The 19696-nt window shown below is 51.9% G+C and carries 24 protein-coding genes; 12 read left to right on the top strand and 12 right to left on the bottom strand.

The annotated features are described in order from the left end of the window. Both ACPGUT_RS01060 and ACPGUT_RS01055 read right to left on the bottom strand, forming a co-directional pair. Nucleotides 1–144: GTP-binding protein (locus ACPGUT_RS01060; RefSeq protein ID WP_423988386.1), on the bottom strand; the 144-nt coding region annotated here is incomplete at its 3' end. Nucleotides 145–320: 176 nt separating this feature from the next. Continuing rightward, nucleotides 321–896: a hypothetical protein gene (locus ACPGUT_RS01055; RefSeq protein WP_423988380.1), complete on the bottom strand. Its 576-nt coding sequence runs from the start codon at nt 894–896 to the stop codon at nt 321–323. Between the two features lie 125 nt (nt 897–1021). Here ACPGUT_RS01055 and ACPGUT_RS01050 point away from each other — a divergent pair, with 125 nt between their 5' ends. Further along, a complete protein-coding gene (locus tag ACPGUT_RS01050; RefSeq protein ID WP_423988379.1) occupies nt 1022–2365 on the top strand; it encodes a cytochrome P450 in 1344 nt (447 codons plus the stop codon). 101 nt (nt 2366–2466) lie between these two features. Here ACPGUT_RS01050 and parC read toward each other — a convergent pair whose 3' ends face one another. Next, nucleotides 2467–4731 (bottom strand): DNA topoisomerase IV subunit A, encoded by a 2265-nt coding sequence (parC, locus tag ACPGUT_RS01045; RefSeq protein ID WP_423988378.1) that lies wholly within the window; start codon nt 4729–4731, stop codon nt 2467–2469. Between the two features lie 141 nt (nt 4732–4872). On the opposite strand from parC, the gene ACPGUT_RS01040 reads away from it, so the two are divergent. From ACPGUT_RS01040 to ACPGUT_RS01020, 5 genes are all read left to right on the top strand, one after another. Continuing rightward, on the top strand, nt 4873–5433 hold the full coding sequence (locus ACPGUT_RS01040) for an SH3 domain-containing protein (RefSeq protein WP_423988377.1): 561 nt from the start codon (nt 4873–4875) through the stop codon (nt 5431–5433). Between the two features lie 81 nt (nt 5434–5514). After that, on the top strand, nt 5515–5796 hold the full coding sequence (locus tag ACPGUT_RS01035; RefSeq protein WP_423988376.1) for a (2Fe-2S)-binding protein: 282 nt from the start codon (nt 5515–5517) through the stop codon (nt 5794–5796). Beyond that, nucleotides 5759–6247 carry a bacterioferritin gene (bfr, locus tag ACPGUT_RS01030; protein ID WP_423988375.1) on the top strand — a complete coding sequence of 163 codons (489 nt, stop codon included), beginning with the start codon at nt 5759–5761 and terminating at the stop codon, nt 6245–6247. Before ACPGUT_RS01035 ends, bfr begins: the two co-directional genes overlap by 38 nt. Nucleotides 6248–6324: 77 nt before the next feature. Next, on the top strand, nt 6325–7155 hold the full coding sequence (locus ACPGUT_RS01025; protein WP_423988374.1) for an SDR family NAD(P)-dependent oxidoreductase: 831 nt from the start codon (nt 6325–6327) through the stop codon (nt 7153–7155). A gap of 77 nt (nt 7156–7232) precedes the next feature. Then, entirely contained in the window at nt 7233–7616 is a 384-nt protein-coding gene (locus ACPGUT_RS01020; protein ID WP_423988373.1) for a hypothetical protein, read from the top strand. Nucleotides 7617–7652: 36 nt separating this feature from the next. Here the strand turns inward: ACPGUT_RS01020 and ACPGUT_RS01015 are convergent, their stop codons facing one another. Further along, complete coding sequence (locus ACPGUT_RS01015) at nt 7653–8417, bottom strand: helix-turn-helix domain-containing protein (protein WP_423988372.1); 765 nt, start codon at nt 8415–8417, stop codon at nt 7653–7655. Nucleotides 8418–8803: 386 nt separating this feature from the next. Here ACPGUT_RS01015 and ACPGUT_RS01010 point away from each other — a divergent pair, with 386 nt between their 5' ends. The 5 genes from ACPGUT_RS01010 (at nt 8804) to ACPGUT_RS00990 (ending at nt 11764) form a co-directional block, all read left to right on the top strand. Further along, nucleotides 8804–9001, top strand: a complete 198-nt coding sequence (locus tag ACPGUT_RS01010) for a hypothetical protein (RefSeq protein ID WP_423988371.1) — start codon at nt 8804–8806, stop codon at nt 8999–9001. 98 nt (nt 9002–9099) lie between these two features. Continuing rightward, nucleotides 9100–9309: a twin transmembrane helix small protein gene (locus ACPGUT_RS01005; RefSeq protein WP_423988370.1), complete on the top strand. Its 210-nt coding sequence runs from the start codon at nt 9100–9102 to the stop codon at nt 9307–9309. A 3-nt stretch (nt 9310–9312) separates the two neighbouring features. Then, nucleotides 9313–9885 carry a cob(I)yrinic acid a,c-diamide adenosyltransferase gene (locus ACPGUT_RS01000; RefSeq protein WP_423988369.1) on the top strand — a complete coding sequence of 191 codons (573 nt, stop codon included), beginning with the start codon at nt 9313–9315 and terminating at the stop codon, nt 9883–9885. Between the two features lie 194 nt (nt 9886–10079). Then, a complete protein-coding gene (locus ACPGUT_RS00995; protein WP_423988368.1) occupies nt 10080–10838 on the top strand; it encodes an electron transfer flavoprotein subunit beta/FixA family protein in 759 nt (252 codons plus the stop codon). Continuing rightward, a complete protein-coding gene (locus ACPGUT_RS00990) occupies nt 10838–11764 on the top strand; it encodes an FAD-binding protein (protein WP_423988367.1) in 927 nt (308 codons plus the stop codon). The genes ACPGUT_RS00995 and ACPGUT_RS00990 overlap by 1 nt, the downstream gene beginning before the upstream one ends. Nucleotides 11765–11795: 31 nt before the next feature. Here ACPGUT_RS00990 and ACPGUT_RS00985 read toward each other — a convergent pair whose 3' ends face one another. Continuing rightward, nucleotides 11796–12659 carry a DUF6473 family protein gene (locus ACPGUT_RS00985; protein ID WP_423988366.1) on the bottom strand — a complete coding sequence of 288 codons (864 nt, stop codon included), beginning with the start codon at nt 12657–12659 and terminating at the stop codon, nt 11796–11798. 185 nt (nt 12660–12844) lie between these two features. On the opposite strand from ACPGUT_RS00985, the gene ACPGUT_RS00980 reads away from it, so the two are divergent. Continuing rightward, nucleotides 12845–13720, top strand: a complete 876-nt coding sequence (locus tag ACPGUT_RS00980; RefSeq protein WP_423988365.1) for a 3-hydroxybutyryl-CoA dehydrogenase — start codon at nt 12845–12847, stop codon at nt 13718–13720. A 73-nt stretch (nt 13721–13793) separates the two neighbouring features. Here the strand turns inward: ACPGUT_RS00980 and ACPGUT_RS00975 are convergent, their stop codons facing one another. The 7 genes from ACPGUT_RS00975 to ACPGUT_RS00945 form a co-directional block, all read right to left on the bottom strand. Further along, complete coding sequence (locus ACPGUT_RS00975) at nt 13794–14681, bottom strand: lysophospholipid acyltransferase family protein (RefSeq protein WP_423988364.1); 888 nt, start codon at nt 14679–14681, stop codon at nt 13794–13796. A 36-nt stretch (nt 14682–14717) separates the two neighbouring features. Further along, nucleotides 14718–14987, bottom strand: coding sequence for an HPr family phosphocarrier protein (locus tag ACPGUT_RS00970; protein ID WP_423988363.1), 270 nt, complete (start codon nt 14985–14987; stop codon nt 14718–14720). 4 nt (nt 14988–14991) lie between these two features. Next, nucleotides 14992–15387 carry a PTS sugar transporter subunit IIA gene (locus ACPGUT_RS00965; protein WP_423988362.1) on the bottom strand — a complete coding sequence of 132 codons (396 nt, stop codon included), beginning with the start codon at nt 15385–15387 and terminating at the stop codon, nt 14992–14994. Continuing rightward, nucleotides 15384–16316, bottom strand: coding sequence for an RNase adapter RapZ (gene rapZ / locus ACPGUT_RS00960; protein ID WP_423988361.1), 933 nt, complete (start codon nt 16314–16316; stop codon nt 15384–15386). The genes ACPGUT_RS00965 and rapZ overlap by 4 nt, the downstream gene beginning before the upstream one ends. Next, entirely contained in the window at nt 16316–16765 is a 450-nt protein-coding gene (locus ACPGUT_RS00955) for an HPr kinase/phosphorylase (protein ID WP_423988360.1), read from the bottom strand. Before ACPGUT_RS00955 ends, rapZ begins: the two co-directional genes overlap by 1 nt. A gap of 24 nt (nt 16766–16789) precedes the next feature. Beyond that, nucleotides 16790–18544 (bottom strand): sensor N-terminal transmembrane domain-containing protein, encoded by a 1755-nt coding sequence (locus tag ACPGUT_RS00950; protein WP_423988359.1) that lies wholly within the window; start codon nt 18542–18544, stop codon nt 16790–16792. 108 nt (nt 18545–18652) lie between these two features. Next, nucleotides 18653–19354, bottom strand: coding sequence for a response regulator transcription factor (locus ACPGUT_RS00945; protein WP_423988358.1), 702 nt, complete (start codon nt 19352–19354; stop codon nt 18653–18655). Between the last annotated feature and the right edge of the window lie 342 nt (nt 19355–19696).

The following is a 19696-nucleotide window of genomic DNA, read 5'->3' as shown; positions in this document are numbered from 1 at the left end:
GCCGTCGATCTCGTCGTACGCTTTGAAGTCGTTAGAGAACTGCTTGGTGATCGCAGCGGTCAGCGTGGTTTTACCGTGGTCAACGTGACCGATGGTCCCGATGTTACAATGCGGTTTATTACGCTCAAACTTTTCCTTAGCCATGGTGGCCCTCATTTATCTAAGGGCCAAGGTCCGGCCCGGTTTTCCATCGCGCGCGGCTTACTGCGCCTGACAGCAAAAATCAAGCCTGAGTTCTCTCGTTAGGATAATTCTCTTGCGATGTGTCACAGAGGTCAGCGTCTTCCGCCTTGCCCCGCGTGATTACAAAAGCGCTACGCTTATTGCGCAGCGTCCTCAGCTGAGCTGTCTTCAACATTCAAACCAATCCATTCCGGGTTTTCCAGGATCCAGTTCTGGATCTTCAACGCGGCATTGCGACTTAGGTTTTCCAGTTGCGCTGCTTTATTTTGCGTCAGGCCAGAACCAACAACGGTTTCGGCAGCACCACGTTCAAAAACGGCAAACCGACGCGGTTCAGCATTCAGCTTTTCCTGCGTTTCATTGTCCCAAACGTTCACGGTCAAAGCCAGAACCGATTTGGGCGAAAGAACCAACGGAACCCCAGGCAACGCCAGAACATAGCCATCCACAGCAATGCCGATATGTATCAGACGATCGCCATCATATTGCCCCAGACGTTCATCCATCGCTGTGGTCAGCGCTTTTTCAAGCTCTTCCGCATTGGTGCTGCGCGTCAGCGGACCCGGCTGTGCGTTTTCAGCGACCACAACATTATGCCCCAGCTTGAACTGTCCCATTTCACGAACCGGTTCGCTTGTCGGATCGATTTTTGCGCAGGCCGTCACAGCCGACATCATCAAGACTGCTGTAAGAAATCGTTGTACTATCTTCATTTCATCCCCCTGACGGCACCGAAACACTTGCTATTGATCACTGCATACGCACAATAACGCATGACCGCAATTTGTTCAGTTTATCCCGAACCCGAACGGGTATTTTCGCCACAACAGGTGCCCCAATGAAGACGCCGGTTCAGATACCGCTGGTGACTGAACCATGGGGAATTTTACAGACCTTGCGCACAGCACGACGCAATGTTCTCGAAATCCTACCAGAACTGACCGTAAAGCAACCGATTGTATCTGGCACCACTGGCAAACGCTGGCACATGCTATGTGATCCGGAAGGCCTGCGTCAGGTTTTGAAAGACCGCGTGGAGTATTACCCCAAATCTCTTGTCACACGAAATATGTTGCGCCCCGCAATTGGCGACAGCATGTTCATCGCGGAAGGCGCACACTGGCGATGGCAACGGCGCGCGGCTGCACCTGTCTTCAATCCCCGCAATGTTTCAAACCTTGGCCCCGTTATGTCTCACGCCGCAGACCGAGCCGTGGATCGGTTGATGAAACACGATGGCATGGTCTGTGACATTTACGAAGAGATGGTAACCGCCACTTTTGAAGTGATCTCAGATGTGACTTTTTCAATGGATACCGGTTTCAGTCGGGATGAAATGCACATTGCAATCAATCGATACATTGATCAAACCGCGCGGCTTTCGCTTTTGGATATCCTAGGAATGCCCGACTGGGTGCCCAGGCCCGGGCGTCTCTTTTCGGGGAACGCCCTGAAACGCATGAAGTCTGTCGCGGATGACGTGGTGGATGCGCGCCGTAAACGACCTGTTCCGGATTTGCCCGATTTGCTGGACTTATTGCTCGCCGGAGAAGACACCGACACGCGACGGCGCATGAACACAGCTGAACTACGGGATAACCTGTTAACATTCATTGTCGCGGGCCATGAAACAACAGCGCTGGCTCTGAGCTGGGCGCTTTACCTTTGCGCGTTTGATCCGGTCATTCAGGAATGCGCCAGAACCGAAGCCCAAAAACAACTCCTGGGTCGTACAGCGGTTGCGGAAGATTGCCTTCATCTGCCCTTTGTTCGGCAAATCATTGACGAAACCATGCGCCTATACCCCCCAGCACCTTTGCTGTCCCGCACCGCTCTCAAAAGTGACATGTTATGCGGGCGTGAAATCCGGGCAAAAGATACTGTGGCTATCCCCGTCTATGCATTGCATCGCAATGAACTGCTCTGGAATAATCCCAATGCGTTCGACCCTGATCGATTTGCAGATCCTTCTGCAATTGACCGCTTTGCCTACCTGCCCTTCGGAGCCGGACCACGCATTTGCATCGGCGCGGGATTCGCAATTCAGGAGGCCGTGATCATACTGGCAACACTGCTGTCAAAGTTCCGTTTTACCGCTGTGTCGGGACGGGATCCAAAGCCTGTCATGATACTCACTCTGCGCCCGGAAGGTGGTGTATGGATGAACGTTGAAAAGCTCTGATCAGCTGATAACAGGTGGTAACAACACATCTATTTCAACCGCACCGAACGACAAAGGCCGCGCAGATCATCTGCACGGCCTTTATGTCAGCATCCTGAAAATCAGGTGAATTTGTTATCCCGGGGAAAACCGCGCGGCGCCATGCGGCCGGTTGCGGCCCGTTTGCCGGTCCATTCATCCAGCTCAGTTTCCGTGCGCGTCCGGCCGGCCGGATCAAGCCAAGAGAGGCCTTCTTCACGGACAAAGCTACGCAGATCAGACAGGCCGCCGTCTTTGTATTTCTGCAAACGAACACCTTTACCACGGCCCATTTCTGGCAGTTCATCAATGGCAAATATCAGCACTTTGCGGTTTTCACCCACACAGGCTACACTGTCACCGTTTACAGGTTTGCAAGTCAGCGCGGTCACATCACCGCGTACGTTTAGCACCTGTTTGCCGGTTCGGGTCTGCGCCAGAACATCGTTTTCGGGCACCACAAAGCCATCACCAGCTGTGGACGCTACCAGCAATTTTCGATCCGGTTCATGGATGAAGAAATCGACAATCTCAGCATCATTGGGCAAGTCAATCATCAGACGCAAAGGTTCACCCATACCGCGCCCACCAGGTAAGGTTGAAGCAGACACAGTATAGAACCGTCCGTTCGCACCAAAGACCAAAAGACGATCTGTGGTCTCTGCGTGGAACATAAAGCGCGGCCCATCGCCATCTTTGAACTTCAGCTCTTTATCAAGCGCGATATGGCCGGACATCGCCCGGACCCAACCCATTTCAGAACAGACAACCGTGATCGGTTCACGTTCAATCATAGCCTCAATCGGCACATCTTCGATTTCAACCGCTTCAGAGAATTGCGTGCGTCGCGCACCGCCGTCATAGGCTTTGCCGAACAGTTTTTTGGTTTCTTTCAGCTGATCAGAAATCCGCGCCCATTGCAGACCTTCATCTGCAAGAAGTTCTTCAAGACCTTTGCGCTCCTCAAGCAATTCATCATGCTCGCGCTTCAGCTCCATCTCTTCAAGACGACGCAGGGACCGCAGACGCATGTTCAAAATGGCTTCGGCCTGGGGTTCGTTCAGGTAGACACCGCCCCCCCAGTCTTCCGCCAGCATCACAGCTTTCGGATCATCTTCATTGCGAATGATCTCAATCACGCGATCTAGGTTCAGAAAGGCAATTATATAGCCTTTTAGAACATCAAGGCGCTTATCAATTTGGCCCAGACGATACTGTGACCTGCGCTGCAGAACGTCACGGCGATGATCAAGGAAGGCGCGCAGAACCTCTTTTAGTGAACAGACCTTTGGCGTCACGCCATCAATCAACACGTTCATATTAAGGTTGAAGCGAATTTCCAGGTCCGAGTTCTTGAACAGCGCGTTCATCAGAACATCCGGCTGCACGTTCTTGGACTTGGGTTCAATGATCAGACGAATGTCTTCGGCACTTTCATCGCGCACATCGCCAAGGATCGGAATCTTCTTCAGCTGGATTGCCTCAGCGATTTTCTCAATCAGCTTAGATTTCTGAACCTGATACGGAATCTCAGTGACAACAATTTGCCAAGTCCCACGCCCAAGGTCTTCCACTTCCCATTTACAGCGCAAACGGAACGCACCGCGACCGGTTTTGTAGGTCTCTATTATGTTTTCACGTGGTTCAACAATTACACCGCCGGTCGGGAAATCCGGGCCAGGCACATAGTTGATCAGTGTTTCATCACGCGCATCCGGGGTCTTGATAAGATGCAGGCAGGCTTCACAAAGTTCTGCAATGTTATGCGGAGGAATATTGGTCGCCATCCCCACTGCGATCCCACTGGATCCATTCGCCAGGAGGTTCGGGAAAGTCGCAGGCAGAACCGCGGGTTCTGTCAGGCGCCCGTCATAATTGTCACGAAAATCCACGCAGTCTTCGTTAAGACCTTCCAGCATGGCTTCCGCCACTTTGGTCATCCGTGCTTCTGTGTATCGCGATGCCGCTGGGTTATCGCCGTCAATGTTGCCGAAGTTTCCTTGACCATCAACAAGCGGGTAGCGGACGGAAAAATCCTGCGCCAAGCGCGCCATCGCATCATAAATCGCCGCATCACCATGCGGGTGGAAATCCCCCATGGTATCGCCGGAAATTTTCGCTGATTTCAGAAAACCACCGCTTGATGCTAGCTTTAGGCGGCTCATCGCATAAAGGATTCGCCGGTGCACGGGCTTTAGGCCATCACGTGCATCCGGCAAAGCCCGATGCATAATAGTGCTTAATGCATAAGTTAAATAACGCTCGCCAATAGCACGGCGTAGCGGTTCAGCGCTTTCGTTCAGCCCGTCTTCGGGCATCTCCGGATCGTCTTTAATAATGTCACTCATACCCTCGTGATACCCGTCCGCCGCGTCTTGGTAAAGCCATCACAGGACTCGCCTAGGGGGTAAAAAATATTTTCATTCCCCCGAGACAACCGATCCGGGATTTGCTAAAAAAGAAACAGGGTAACCAGTGAGTTTTGGGTAATGATTAGATTAACGGCAATTCTTGTCGCCGTGATGGCTGTAGTCGTCACAATGACAGACGATAAAACATCTCCGACGAACACAGAAATTCAATTGTCTGGCGTTGCGGCACAGACCGAAACGGAAGCAGCGCCCGTTTCAGTTGAAGTCACCGTATCAGAGGAAAATACAACACCTCCAACACCGCAGACACGTGAAGCATCCCTGCGCGTTGTGCATACAGAAGGCGTTGTTGTTCGCGAATATGCCCGCTCCGACTCTCCGGACTATATGCGCACGATGGTCAGCGTAGACAGCTCTGATGCACCTGTTGATGCCCGCATCCACCGCGCCGCATCCACCACCACGGCAGAAACCAATAATGCCTCTCTCTGGCAGGTCAGCGGCAACAGCGTCAACCTGCGCGAAGGCCCATCCACCAGCACCGGCGTTGTCGCCAGTCTGACACGTGGTACCGAAGTAGAAATTCTGGCTCATCACGGAAGCTGGGCACAACTGGTCGTCGTTGACAGTGATAAGATCGGCTTTATGTCCGCATCATTCCTGCAGGCTGCGAATTAATTCCCGATCAAATCAATCAGGATTGACAAGCCGACTATTTTTGTCAGATACTGCGCGGGTGTCTTAACCAGAGCCCGCGCCATGATCATCTGCAGCTGCCAACGTATCAGTGACCACGACATTCACGCCGCCATTGACTGGATGCGTGCTTCGGATGCAGCAACGATCATCACCCCCGGAAAAATCTACCATGCCCTCGGAAAAGCACCTGAATGTGGTGGCTGCATGAAGCTGTTTGTTGCGACCATGCGCAAAAGTGATAAACTGGAAGTTCCTGCCATGCTGCGCAATATGCGTGCAGATAAAGCGACGAAAGGAACACGCCATGAAGGGCGACAAGAAAGTCATCGAATATCTCAATAAGGCGCTACGCGTTGAACTGACGGCAGTCAGCCAGTTCTGGTTACATTACCGGCTGCAAAACGATTGGGGCTATACGCGCATCGCGAAAAAGATGCGTGAAGAAAGCATTGAGGAAATGGAACATGCGGATAAGCTGATTGACCGCATCCTGTTTCTTGAAGGCCATCCAAACCTGCAAACCTTGGACCCTCTACGGATTGGTGAAAACCTCCGGGAAACCCTCGTTTGCGATCTGGAAGCCGAAGTTGAAGCTGTGGCGCTTTACAACGAAGCCCGCAAACACTGCTCAGAAGTGGGCGATTATGCTTCAATGCACCTGTTTGAACAGCTCATCCTTGATGAACAGGGTCACATCGACTTTCTGGAAACACAGATCAGTCTGCATGATGAAATCGGTGCACAGAACTATGGTCAACTGAACGCCGTTCCCGCCAATGAGGTGGAAGAATAACCACCCAGTCCTGCGTGAATAACGCGTGACATTTCTCAGGGCCTGGGCGAAACATGCGCAGGCTTTCGAGGAACCTTATGACAAAATCCATTCTTATCACCGGCTGCTCTTCCGGCATTGGCTATGACGCCGCTCATGGTTTACGCGCGCGGGGCTGGCGTGTCTTTGCCTCTTGCCGCAAAGAAGACGATTGCCTGCGCCTACGCGATGAAGGCTTTGAAAGCCACCGCATTGACTATGAAGACGAAGCTAGCATTACAGAAGGTCTTGCCGAAACCCTGGCAGCAACCGGCGGTACGTTAGATGCTGTCTTTAACAATGGGGCTTATGCAATTCCCGGCGCCGTCGAAGATTTGCCACGTGGCGCTTTGCGTCAGATCTTTGAAGCAAACTTCTTTGGGGTTCATGACCTCACACGTCAGGTGATCCCAGTGATGCGCAATCAAGGCCATGGCCGTATTATTCAATGTTCTTCTGTTCTTGGCTTCGCCGCCTTGCGGTATCGCGGGGCCTATAATGCCACAAAATTTGCAATGGAAGGGCTGACAGACACTTTGCGCCTGGAAATGCACGGCACCGGTATCCATATTACACTGATTGAACCAGGCCCCATCACGACAAAGATCCGCAAAAACTCACAGAAACCCTTTGAAAAATGGGTGAAATGGAAAAAGTCAGCCCGGCGTAACGAATACGAAAATTCTTTCCTGCCCCGCCTGTATGATGAAACCGGCACGCCAGACACCTTTGAATTGCCGCCTTCGGCCGTTACCGCCAAACTGGTCCACGCACTTGAAAGCAACCGCCCGAAGCCACGCTATTACGTAACAACGCCGACCTATATCATGGGCATCGCAAAACGCCTGCTGCCCACCCGTGGCCTCGACTGGCTGGCACGCAGAGCTTGAAGACGCCACTGCTGGGCACATGAAGTAATTTCGCAACTACTTACGCCATACACCTCACCCTTATCGGAGCAAAAATATTGACGATCACAAAAGTTAAATTCAGCCTAGCCGCACTTAGCATCACTCTTCTGTCTGGCTGTGTTGTGGAAAACGGCCAATACACCAGCGGGGCTCCACGCGCTGAAACCGTAGCTCAAGTTACAATTGCACCTGAAAATATACAGCTACTGGAAGGCGCGCCATCTGTAGCCTATCAAGAAATCCAACCATTGTCCGTTTCTGTCAACAAACTGACAGCGTTCCATCCAACCCCCAGTGAAGACGATGCTCGCGCCGCTTTGCGTAAGGCGGCCGCTGAACTTGGTGCCACCGCAGTGATCAATGTTGAAATCAGCAATCCACGGGTCACCCCTCTGAGCTGGGGAGCACGCAAGGCAACTGGGCTTGCTGTCAGGTACTAAAAACCATAGTGAGACCCGGGCTCCATCGGTTCCGGGTCACCGCAAGCCGTATTCAGGAACCTCAAGCCTGTCGACTTGATGCCGAATCTCATCGGGAAGCTCTTCCAAATTGTATCGCCCCGAGGTCCGTGCGGCCGCCAATACATCAGATACATTCTTCGGCATCAGCTCCATCACGCAAGGCACCCAGTTCACCTGTTGTCGACCAGGGGTGTAGCTCAGCATCATGAAGCCCGCATAGATGTCATTGCTTCTGAAACGCAGCGGCGCAGACGGAAGCAAAAACGTCGAAGCCATCACATTCGAAACAGAATCCGAGAAGGTAATGTTGATCCCAGAATGCGACTTCACCGCGACGCCCGTGCAAAAATGGTCCATATCATTCGGTTTGTTCACGATCCCTTGCCGTTTGAGATCACGGATCATTATTGAGCGAACCGTCCCGACTCCATTCACCAACTTCACGCTAGACATATAGCTCTCATATTTGCCCGGTTGCTGGAACAAACCTTTCCAAAACATATATAACCCGTTGGGCAGCATATCTTCGGATAATTGAAATCGGCGGTTTGCATATAATTCATGCAGTCGACCGGACAACTGGTATTCGCTTAGACTGGCGTTTGGATCATCATGGGGGGTCACCAACCAATTCAAAGGGATGTCATATGTCGTTGCAATTGTTACAAGTAATTCTGGGCGCGGCACGGATTGACCGCTTAAATAGCGGCTAAGTTGGGTCCTATTCACCCCTATTTCGCTAGCAAATGTGCTTATAGATCCCACCATTGCCGAGATCATGCGCAATCGCTCGCACACAGTGTCACGTATTGCAGTCGGGGAATGACGCTTTCCTTCAAACCCACTTGCGGGGTGCAAAGTTCTTTTACTATGGGCCGACAAGGTCAACCTCCAATTTCACTCAACTCACCAGTTATACCTTTATCATGCACGAAACCGACACGTAACTAATTCGATACATTCAGTGTCAATTTCGCACGCAAAGATACGCTTTGCAGACGTTTATCATAAAATTTGATCGGTTGTATTACATTTATTTGCGGCAATGTGCGCGATTCTGCGTCAATAGTTTCGGTTTTACGCGATCAATTTTCGGATGCGTTTGTTAACCTTAGTTAACGATTTCATTCGTAGTTTGGTAAGTTGGTAAAAAGTTTGGGGAAACAATGACTGCTCGCAACAACATCATTCAGTTCACAGGCTCCAATAATGGCTCAAATTCCACTGCAAGCCGCATGCAGCAAGCAGCGCAACTCGTTGAAGATCTTGCGTTTGATTTGGCCGAAAAGATTGACGCCCAACAAGCAGGAAAGCTGATCAGCTTCTCACGTGAATTGTCCTTGATGGCAAAAGCCACACCATAAAGACATCGCTTGCGCTTTCCGCTGGCCCTGCTACCTGATGCCGCTTCGCTTTTCCGTGAAAACGGGCTACATCTGCGGCAACCAGGGAAAGGAAACCTATGTTCAGCGATCCATTATTCATTCTCGCCGCACTTGCGATTCTCGTCACTCTTGTTGTGCTCATGACCGGAATTGGTGGATTTGCCCGCGGAGGTGAGTTCAACAAAAAGCACTCAAACCGGCTGATGCGCTGGCGCATCATTGCACAGGCCGTTGCTGTTGCACTGATCCTGCTGTTCATCGCTATACGTAGCGGCATCGGGGGGTAAACCATGGTGGTTCTCAATAAAATCTACACACGCACCGGCGACAAAGGTGATACTGCTCTTGGCAACGGAGACCGTGTGGCGAAGCATTCCTTGCGCGTGACAGCCTATGGCACCACGGATGAGCTGAACGCAACGCTTGGCATGGCGCGTCTCCATGCGAACGGCGTTATGGATGAACAACTTTCATTGATTCAAAACGACTTGTTTGATCTCGGGGCCGATCTCTGCCGACCAGACATGGAAGATGATGCAAAGGCCGAATATCCACCTCTGCGGGCGGTCACGGCACAAGTTGACCGTCTCGAGGCAGAAATCGACGTGATGAACAAAGATATTGCCCCCTTGCGCAGCTTTATCCTGCCCGGAGGCTCTGCCCTTGCCGCACATCTGCACATATGTCGCACGGTTTCGCGCCGCGCGGAACGTTGCGCGGTGGAACTGGCAGAATTCGAATCGGTAAACCCCTCAGTCATCAAATATTTAAACAGGCTGTCCGATTGGTTTTTCGTGGCCGCGCGTGTCGCAAATGCGAACGGCGAAAACGACGTTCTCTGGGTTCCCGGGGCAAATCGATAAAGATCCCATTCATGCTGTGAATGTTGAACACGAAATATTCTTGCAAAGAATCCCTTTCAAAATGGGAAAACGCGACGGCAAACGCCGCGTTGCGTCGATTTTGACCTGTTTTCCGCGCTGCAGAATCGCTAACACATGCGGGAGAGCTTTGAATGGTGTCCGGTGGATACCAACTTTTGAGGAGATACACGCCCATGAAGGTACTCGTACCTGTTAAACGTGTGATCGACTATAACGTGAAAGTCCGTGTTAAAGCGGATGGCAGCGGTGTTGATCTCGCGAACGTCAAAATGTCGATGAACCCATTCGACGAAATCGCAGTAGAACAGGCGATCCGTCTGAAAGAAGCGGGCAAGGCTGACGAAGTTGTTGCTGTTTCCATCGGCGTAAAGCAAGCCCAAGAAACCCTGCGTACTGCCCTTGCTATGGGTGCGGACCGCGCGATTTTGGTTATCGCAGCTGACGATGTTCACCAGGACATCGAACCACTCGCTGTTGCAAAGATCCTCAAAGGTATCGTTGACGAAGAGCAGCCAGGCATCGTTTTGGCCGGCAAGCAAGCCATCGACAACGACATGAACGCAACCGGTCAAATGCTGTCCGCGCTTCTGGGCTGGTCCCAAGGTGCGTTCGCATCTGAACTGGACATCGACGGTGACAACGCTGTTGTAACACGCGAAGTCGACGGCGGTCTGCAGACCATCAAGGTAAAAATGCCAACAGTTGTGACTGTTGATTTGCGTCTGAACGAGCCACGCTATGCGTCTCTGCCAAACATCATGAAAGCCAAGAAAAAGCCGCTGGATGAGAAAACAGCTGCGGATTACGGCGTTGATGTGGCACCACGTCTTGAGGTCGTTTCCACAACTGAACCAGAGGCACGCAAAGCGGGCGAAATTGTTGGTTCCGTGGACGAACTTGTAGCGAAACTTAAAGAAGCGGGAGCAATATAATGGCTGTACTTCTTTTGGCTGAAGTTGTTGGCGGTGAACTGTCCGTTGACGCAACTGCAAAAGCTTTGACCGCGGCGAAAGCCATGGGCGATGTGACTGTCCTGTGCGCGGCTTCTGGCTGCGGTGGCGCTGCTGAAGCAGCGGCAAAGCTCGACGGTGTGACCAAGGTGCTTTGTGCTGACGACGCTGCTTATGGCAACGGCTTGGCTGAACCAATGGCGGATCTTCTGGTCTCCCTTGCTGGCGATTACGATCACATCGTAGCCCCAGCGACGTCAGCTGCAAAAAACGTCCTGCCACGCGCGGCGGCTTTGCTTGACGTGATGGTGATCTCGGACGTGTCTGCTGTTGTTGATGCAAACACATTTGAACGCCCGATCTACGCAGGTAACGCGATCCAGACTGTTAAGTCTACGGATGCGAAAAAAGTCGTATCCATCCGCACATCTACGTTTGATGCGGCTGGCGAAGGCGGTTCCGCTTCTATTGAATCCATCGCAGCAGCTGGCAACGCCGGCCTGTCTGAGTGGGTTGAAGACAAGGTTGCTGAATCTGATCGTCCTGAACTGACATCTGCGGGTGTTGTTGTTTCCGGTGGTCGCGGCGTTGGGTCTGAAGAAGACTTCGCTCTGATCGAGAAACTGGCAGACAAGCTGAATGCGGCTGTTGGCGCATCCCGCGCTGCAGTTGATTCAGGCTATGCACCAAACGACTGGCAAGTTGGCCAGACCGGTAAGGTTGTTGCACCTGATCTTTATGTTGCTGTTGGTATCTCTGGTGCGATTCAGCACCTTGCAGGCATGAAAGACTCAAAGATCATTGTTGCGATCAACAAAGACGAAGAAGCACCTATCTTCCAGGTTGCGGATTACGGTCTTGTGGCTGACTTGTTTGCCGCAGTACCAGAGCTGACTGAAAAGCTCTGATACCGCAGCGGATACGCTAACGAATTACTTTTTAAAGGGCCCGCCGGTTGTGCGGGCCCTTTTGTTGCAATAAATCTGTAACAGCTTCACTGATCACCTGCGCAACTTCCTGATGCCCTGTCACAGACATCAGTTCACTTGCCGCGGGCTCCTCCATCGCAGAAATCACCATCCCGGCAGTGTCGCCAGACATCATTTCTGCAGGCGGCACAATTTCAAGATAACCGTCGTAATGTTCCTCAAGCGCATTCAGCATTTCGCGGTCAACAAACAAAGGTGCATCCCCTTGGTGTTCGATGTCCTCATTTTCATCTTCCGGTGCATATTCAGACAACCACACCAATAATTTCTTGCCGTCAATCTGGGCCAGCAAGTTCTTCATTCGCGCAACCCAAGCATCTTTCAGTTCACGTCGCACGATTTCAAACCGGTCCGGCGACAGGGTTTTCAATCCCGTCAGCAAATGTCGGGTAAAGTTGTATTCAGTGAAATCCACTTCGCGGTAAATCGTCTGCAACAGTGTCGATGCCCGCACAAAACGGTCATTGCGACGCGGGTGCACTGAATAAAACCGGTTCGACATATTCTGGGCCCCAAGCACCTGTACCACGGTTAATTCCGCGTTATGGCACACATCCAACACAGCCTGATCATGCGCATAGACATCAATTCCGGCATTCACACAGCCCAGGTTCACGGACATCACACCTGTCAATTCTTCAACAATGTCAGAATAGGGCGTTTCAATGAATTTCCCATAGGTCTTGGTCCCACCAAGATAGGCAACATATTCCTGATCCAGCTTGCGTTTGGGTCCACGGAATAACAATTTGGATTTCCCATACCTGCAGGGATAATAATCCAGCAGGGATTCACTTAAATTTTCATAGGCCATAGTTTGTCCCACCTCACTTCTGTATTCGACTCACCCGTGTTGTTTTTGCGCCTGAAACCTTTCCAAATCCCTAAGCGACAAATTAGACAAAATCGCTTTACCCTGCGTTCACCCTCTTGCGCCTCCTCTGTGCAGGGGCCTATGGTCTGGCAGGTCGTATAGGGCCAGTTGGAAAGGGCTTGAGAATGGATATTCAGTCGGTTGGTGTTATTGGCGCGGGTCAGATGGGCAACGGGATTGCACATGTTTTCGCACTTGCGGGATATAATGTTGTTATCAATGACATCTCTGAAGATAATCTGACGCAGGCTGTTTCCCTGATCGGTAAGAACATGGATCGTCAGGTCAGCCGGGAAAAGATATCCCAGGCGGAACGCGATGGCGCGATGGGACGGATTTCCACCACATTGAACCTGCCCGATCTCGGGCAGACTGATCTGGTGATCGAAGCTGCGACAGAACGCGAAGAAATTAAAGTCGCGATTTTTAAAGAACTTGTTCCACACCTGAAACCGGAAACAATCCTGACTTCGAACACGTCATCCATCTCCATCACCCGTCTGGCCTCTGGCACAGACCGCCCTGAAAAATTCATGGGCTTTCACTTTATGAACCCCGTGCCGATCATGCAGCTGGTCGAACTGATCCGGGGCATTGCGACGGATGAACCAACCTACAAAGCTTTGCTGGCCGTTGTAGGCAAGCTCGGCAAAACCGCTGCTTCCGCTGAAGACTTTCCAGCCTTTATTGTGAACCGCATCCTGATGCCCATGATCAACGAAGCTGTCTATACGCTGTATGAAGGCGTGGGGAACGTGTCGTCTATCGACAGCGCAATGAAGCTGGGCACAAACCACCCGATGGGCCCGCTGGAACTTGCGGATTTCATTGGTCTGGACACCTGCCTCGCAATTATGAACGTGCTGCATGACGGTTTGGCCGACACGAAATATCGCCCCTGCCCGCTGTTGACCAAATATGTCGAAGCTGGCTGGCTTGGCCGTAAAACCGGGCGTGGTTTCTATGATTACCGTGGGGAAGAACCTGTACCCACGCGGTAATCCCAAACAGATTAATCTAAACGAACAAAAGCCCGGCGATACCGGGCTTTTTTGTCGCTTAGAGATCCGAAATTTATTTCTCTTTCAGGTCTAGAACCTTCTGACGCAACCAGGTCATGAAGCCGCGGGAATTGCTGTAGTGTTCCTTCAGGTCATCCTGTGACAAGGGCTGACCGATCACCGGTTTTTGTGGTTTGTTCAGCGCATATTTGATTTCATGCAGCAGCAATCCCTGGCGCACGGTTGCGGACACCTGGTTCGCGATCTGATACGCGCGAGAGTTCTGCCCGGGGAAGAAGATCGGCAACACTGTCGCACCGGATCGTTCAATCATCTTGGCGGTAAACGGGTTCCATTCCGCTTCGATCGCATCACCGAACCATGTTTCTGATGCAGCGACCTGACCTGCTGGGAACAGAATAATAACCCCACCATCTTTCAGGTGACGCATGGATTCCTTGCGCATATTCAGGTTTTTACGGTTGCTGTCTTCTTCATGCGGGAAAGCCACGGGCAACATGAAATGTTCAATCTCAGCAACGCCAGTCAGCAGTGAACGCGTCAGAATTTTGTAATCCGTGCGCACCTGACCAATCAGTTCCGCCATAATCAGACCATCCACCAACCCGCCTGGGTGGTTCGCGACCACGATCAAGGGCCCTTCTGCGGGGATCAGGTCACGTTGATCTTGTGGGGTCTTAATTTCGATCCCCATAGCCTTCAGACCTTTGGTGAAAAAGGGTTGCCCGAACGGCACGCCGCTTTTTTCAAACTTACGGATCTTAAACAGCAACAACCCCTTGCCAGTCAGCCATTCCAACACCCGGATCGTGTTTACTTTCCATGGGTTGGTGAATGTATTGGCATAGGACAGACGCCGACCATCATAGGGATCGACATTGCGATCAATGACCGGGGTGGCATTCTGCTGATCAGGGGTATCGGGGGTATTCTCAGTCAAGATGCCATCCGTTTCATCTGTGCCCAGAGGGCCTTATTAAAAATCTTCGCCGAATTTATCGGCAACCAAGGCGTCAATCGCATCAAGAAGTGCATCAGCATCACTGCCGCTGGTTTCCACCTCGATAGAGGTTCCTTTGGACGCTGCCAACATCAAAAGCCCCATGATAGAATCTCCGGAGGCATCCATGCCGTCACGTCGCACCTCTGCGCGGCCCTCATGGGCCTCAACTACTTCGACCAATTTAGCCGAAGCGCGGGCATGCAGCCCTTTTTCATTGATAATATTAAGAGATCTGATTGCCATTTTCTTACCCTGCACGCATGCCATCGCAACAATTTATATACTTTCGTCCCGCTTGCAATGCGCTTTCAATCGCAACGTCAAAAGGCCGCGCCCGGGATTTTGCAAGCTTTACCAGCATTGGAAGGTTTACACCATAAAGCACTTTGCGGTCGTCATTGCAGCAGGCTGGCAACGACAGGTTCGATGGCGATCCACCGAACATATCCACCACGACAACCACCCCATCACCAAAATCGACATCATCCGCAGCCGCACAGATCTCAGCGCGTTTCGCATCACGGTCATGATCATACTCAATGGCAATGGCCCGCATGCCTGGCTGTGGGCCAACGACATGTTCAACCGCGGCCAGATATTCCTGCGCTAATCCGCCATGCGCTACGATCACAATTCCGATCACACCTGTTTCCCCACTCCGCTCGGGCCTTCAACCCTGGCTGTACGTTCCAATTCACGGTGGCGCAGTGATACCGCCCATCCGTCATCTGCCAAAACTGCCGCAAGCTTCTCAGCAACGGTAACAGATCTATGTTGCCCACCTGTGCAGCCAAATCCGATTGATAAATGAGCTTTACCTTCTTCAATGTAGGCCGGCAGCAGCATTTGCGATAAATCCGCGACTTTGTCAAAGAAAAGTCTGAAACGCGTATCCCGTGCAACATATTCAGCCACCTCACGATCCTGACCGTTCATTCCGCGCAAGGCCGGTTCCCAATAGGGGTTCTGTAAAAAACGGCAATCGAAAATCATATCTACGCCATGGGGCACACCACGTTTGTAGGAGAAACTGTGAACTGTCACAGCAAGGCCCTGACTTGTTTCTGCCGCAAACCAACGTTCTGTTTCGGCGCGCAATTCATGTGGGGTCATTTCTGAGGTATCGATCAGAATATCTGCGCATGCACGAATTGGGCCAAGCAGATCACGTTCACGCCGGATACCCTGACCAGGATCTTCTGCCGGGGCAAGTGGGTGGCGACGGCGCGTTTCGGAAAATCTGCGCACCAGAACATCATCACGACAATCTAGGTAAAGAACCTGCGCTGAGATGCCTTCCTGTAGAGACAGGCGATCGATCATTTCGGTCAGGGCTGCCGTCGAAAAATCACGATTGCGGGCGTCAATACCCAGAACCAATGGATGATCCAGCGGCGGGCCATCCAGAAGGCGCGGCAAAAGGGTCAACGGCAGGTTATCAATGGCCTCGAACCCGATATCTTCAAGCGTATTGATCGCCGTAGAACGTCCTGCGCCCGAAGGTCCGGTGACCAGCACAAGGCGTTGCCCGGTCTCTCCTTCAGCGCGGTTTGAACCTGTCCCGTCTTCCATCATATGTCTGCGCGTCCGTCCTTCAGAAACTGTATAATTGCAGCCGGGAAAAACGGGGCTTCAACCGATCTGAGCAAAGGTATTTCAATGCCCAGAATGGGGAAACTACGCGGGGGCGGCAAGCGGTCTTTTTCGACATGTTCAAAATCAACAATCAGGGCGATTTTCGCCTGCGCTACATAGTCCGCTCGCAGGATGCCAATTCCCCTGGCTTCGATGTGCCCCGCAAGGTATTCTGGAGCATGGGCCGTCAGATCGTCCCCCTGAACCGTAATCCGCAGTCGGTCATCAGCCACCAATTGGGCCCCAAGCGCCAACAACTGCAAGGCCACTGACGATTTACCACTGCCAGATGGCCCAATAAGGACCACGGCGCGTCCACCAAGGGAAACCGCTGTGGCATGAAGTATCACAGCATTATCCGGATCAGTTCCCTTATCATGCTGCACGATCATTGTCCCTTCATTAACGCTTTATACAGGCAGACCAACCACAAACCGTGCCCCAAGTGGTTCGGACATCAGATCAGCCTCGGTCGGGCGTATGTTTTCCGCCCAGATTACACCACCATGTGCTTCCACGATCTGTTTCGAAATCGCCAGACCCAACCCTGAATTATTTCCAAACTGCCCTTCCGGACGTTCAGAATAAAAGCGATTAAAGATCTTTTGCAATGCTCCATCGGGGATCCCTGGGCCGGTGTCTTCGACCACCACTAAAATCCTATTTTCGCGCCGACGCACCCAGACCCGGATTGCATCACCCGTTTCACAAAATGAGATCGCATTGGTAATGAGGTTCACGAAAACCTGCGCCAGACGCGCTTCCAGACCCTGAATAACAATCGGCTCAGACGGCAGGTCGGAAATAAATTCCACACCTTTGTCACCAGCTTCATTCCCTAGATAGTCCGTCAGATTGACCAGAAGCTTTAGCAAATCAAATGCGGATTCGTCTTCTTTCACCAACTCACTGTCCAGCCGGGATGCATTGGAAATGTCACTGACAAGCCGGTCCAGACGCCGCACGTCATGTTCTATAACATCATGCATGCGCTCTCTGTGTTCGTCCTTTTTCGCAACACGCAATGTGCCAACTGCCGAACGCAACGACGCAAGGGGGTTCTTGATTTCATGCGCAACATCGGCCGCGAACTGTTCGTTTGCATCAATCCGGTCGTAAAGTGCTGCAACCATACCACGCAGGGCCCCGGATAGCCTGCCGATTTCATCGGGGCGGGCGGTCAGATCAGGAATGCGGATGCGGCCCGGGTTTACTTTTCGCGCATTTTTATCGCGTCCCAGCTCCGCCGCAGCTGCCAGATCGGACAGAGGGTTTGCCATAGTGGACGCCAGCACAAGACTCAGAACAATTGAAACAAGGATTGCGATGACAAAGATCTGCAAAACTTGTTCACGTTCCTGACGCACCAATTCGTCAATTTCCCCGGCAGCACTCAACACGGCCAACAGCCCGGCGACGCGCCCCTGCACCATCACGGGTGTAGAAACGGCAAAGCTGGTTCCTTCGCTATCGTTGCGCCAAGTCCGGCTCATTGCGCCCGATACCAGCGTCTGATCAATCAATTCCTGAGCGCGCAGACGGGCGTTACTGCTGTCTTCCACACCACCTGGCGCGAGAACACCCGAAATTACATCCCAGACAGAGTTGAGAAAATCAGTGATCAGAGTTGCACCACCCGCATCACCAGTTGTGAACTCTGAGGGACGCATTCGGCGCATTTCACCACGCGCGGATGCCAAAAGATCCCCCGCAGCCGAAAAAACAAATACTTCGCCGCCAGGCGGTAGATATAGTTCGGCCAGTGTTACATTAACCAGATCTGCATCGAAAACAGTGGCGATTTCAAAAGCTTGGCCCTGATTTTCTCGCAACCTTAGCTCAGAGGAAACCTGCACCTCAAACACGTCGGAAATTAGTTCTGCTTCGGCCTGCAGCCCAGCTTCACGCTGAAACACCAGACTGTCGCGGAACGGGTTCAGAAAAAGAACCCCTGCAACCAGAAAGATCAGCGCGAGGAGATTAAAGGTAATGATTTTCCGGGCAAGCGGCGATCGGTTAAGTGAAATCCCACCCCGTTGACTTCGACGATGACTAACTTCGGCGTCGATGTTTCCATCAAGGCTCACCCAATCTTCGCCCAAGACAACATCCGGCTGGCGCGGCGCAGCAATGTTTCTGGCCTTGAGAAAAGATAAAAGCTTCACACCCATCTCCTCATTGGCCAGCCTTTCATTGCAGAATTAACGGTCGCCGTTTCACAAATAAAGCCTCCACTTGGGTGGGCTGCTTACTGCGAATAGGCAATATGTCCGTTATTCCTCGTTATAGCGATATCCGATGCCATACAGCGTTTCAATCGCAGAGAATGTATCATCTGCCATCCGCATTTTTTTACGCAACCGCTTGATGTGGCTATCGATTGTTCGATCATCGACATAAACCTGATCGTCATATGCCACATCCATAAGCTGATCTCGGCTTTTCACGAATCCCGGTCGTTGTGCCAGGGCCTGGAGCAGCAAAAATTCGGTCACAGTTAAGGAAACATCTTTCCCTTTCCAGACCACAGCATGGCGCAAAGGATCCATAGACAGTTCGCCGCGCTGCATAACCTTCTGGTCTTCTTCAACCGCTACTTCGTTGGTTTCCAGGGCTTCTTGGCGACGTAACAATGACCGAATGCGTTCGACCAACAGGCGTTGTGAAAACGGTTTCTTCACATAGTCATCTGCCCCCATACGCAGACCAAGAACCTCATCAATCTCATCATCTTTGGACGTCAGAAAAATGATTGGAATCTGTGTCTTGGGGCGAAGACGTTGCAACAGGTCCATCCCGTCCATTCGCGGCATTTTGATGTCTAAGACAGCCAAATCCGGCATCCGTTTTGTAAAGCCGTCCAGCGCAGACTGTCCGTCATTATACGTCTCAACCTCAAACCCCTCTGCTTCCAGAGTAATCGATACCGACGTCAGAATATTTCTATCGTCGTCCACCAGGGCGATTCGTGACATCCGGCTTCCTTTTTCTTGCGTCCCACATCGTATTAACTTTTCCAGCGTCAGCCCCTGAGAATCAACCACTAATTGCGAATCGCCACTCAGTTTCGTGACATACTGTATCGAAATCCGATAAAATTCCCTGAACACTGGCAAATCCGACCTTCAGGCACGGTAGTTTACGGTCAGCCTGTGGTTTTCTGCCACAGCTGCGACTTTTCATTTACGAATATGTCATTTGATTGCGCTAACTGTGCCCCTCGGTCCTGTTCACCTCAATTTGCTCCATGTTAAGAAGACCCCGACTCACAGCAGGGTCAGCCGCCATTCGGGCGGTTTTTGTAATTCCTCCGCAAG

It is taken from the genome of Halocynthiibacter sp., assembly GCF_049608145.1.
Lineage (GTDB): Bacteria > Pseudomonadota > Alphaproteobacteria > Rhodobacterales > Rhodobacteraceae > Halocynthiibacter.
The sequence above is the reverse complement of the archived record's forward strand: the minus strand, read 5'-3'. Positions and strand labels throughout refer to the sequence as shown.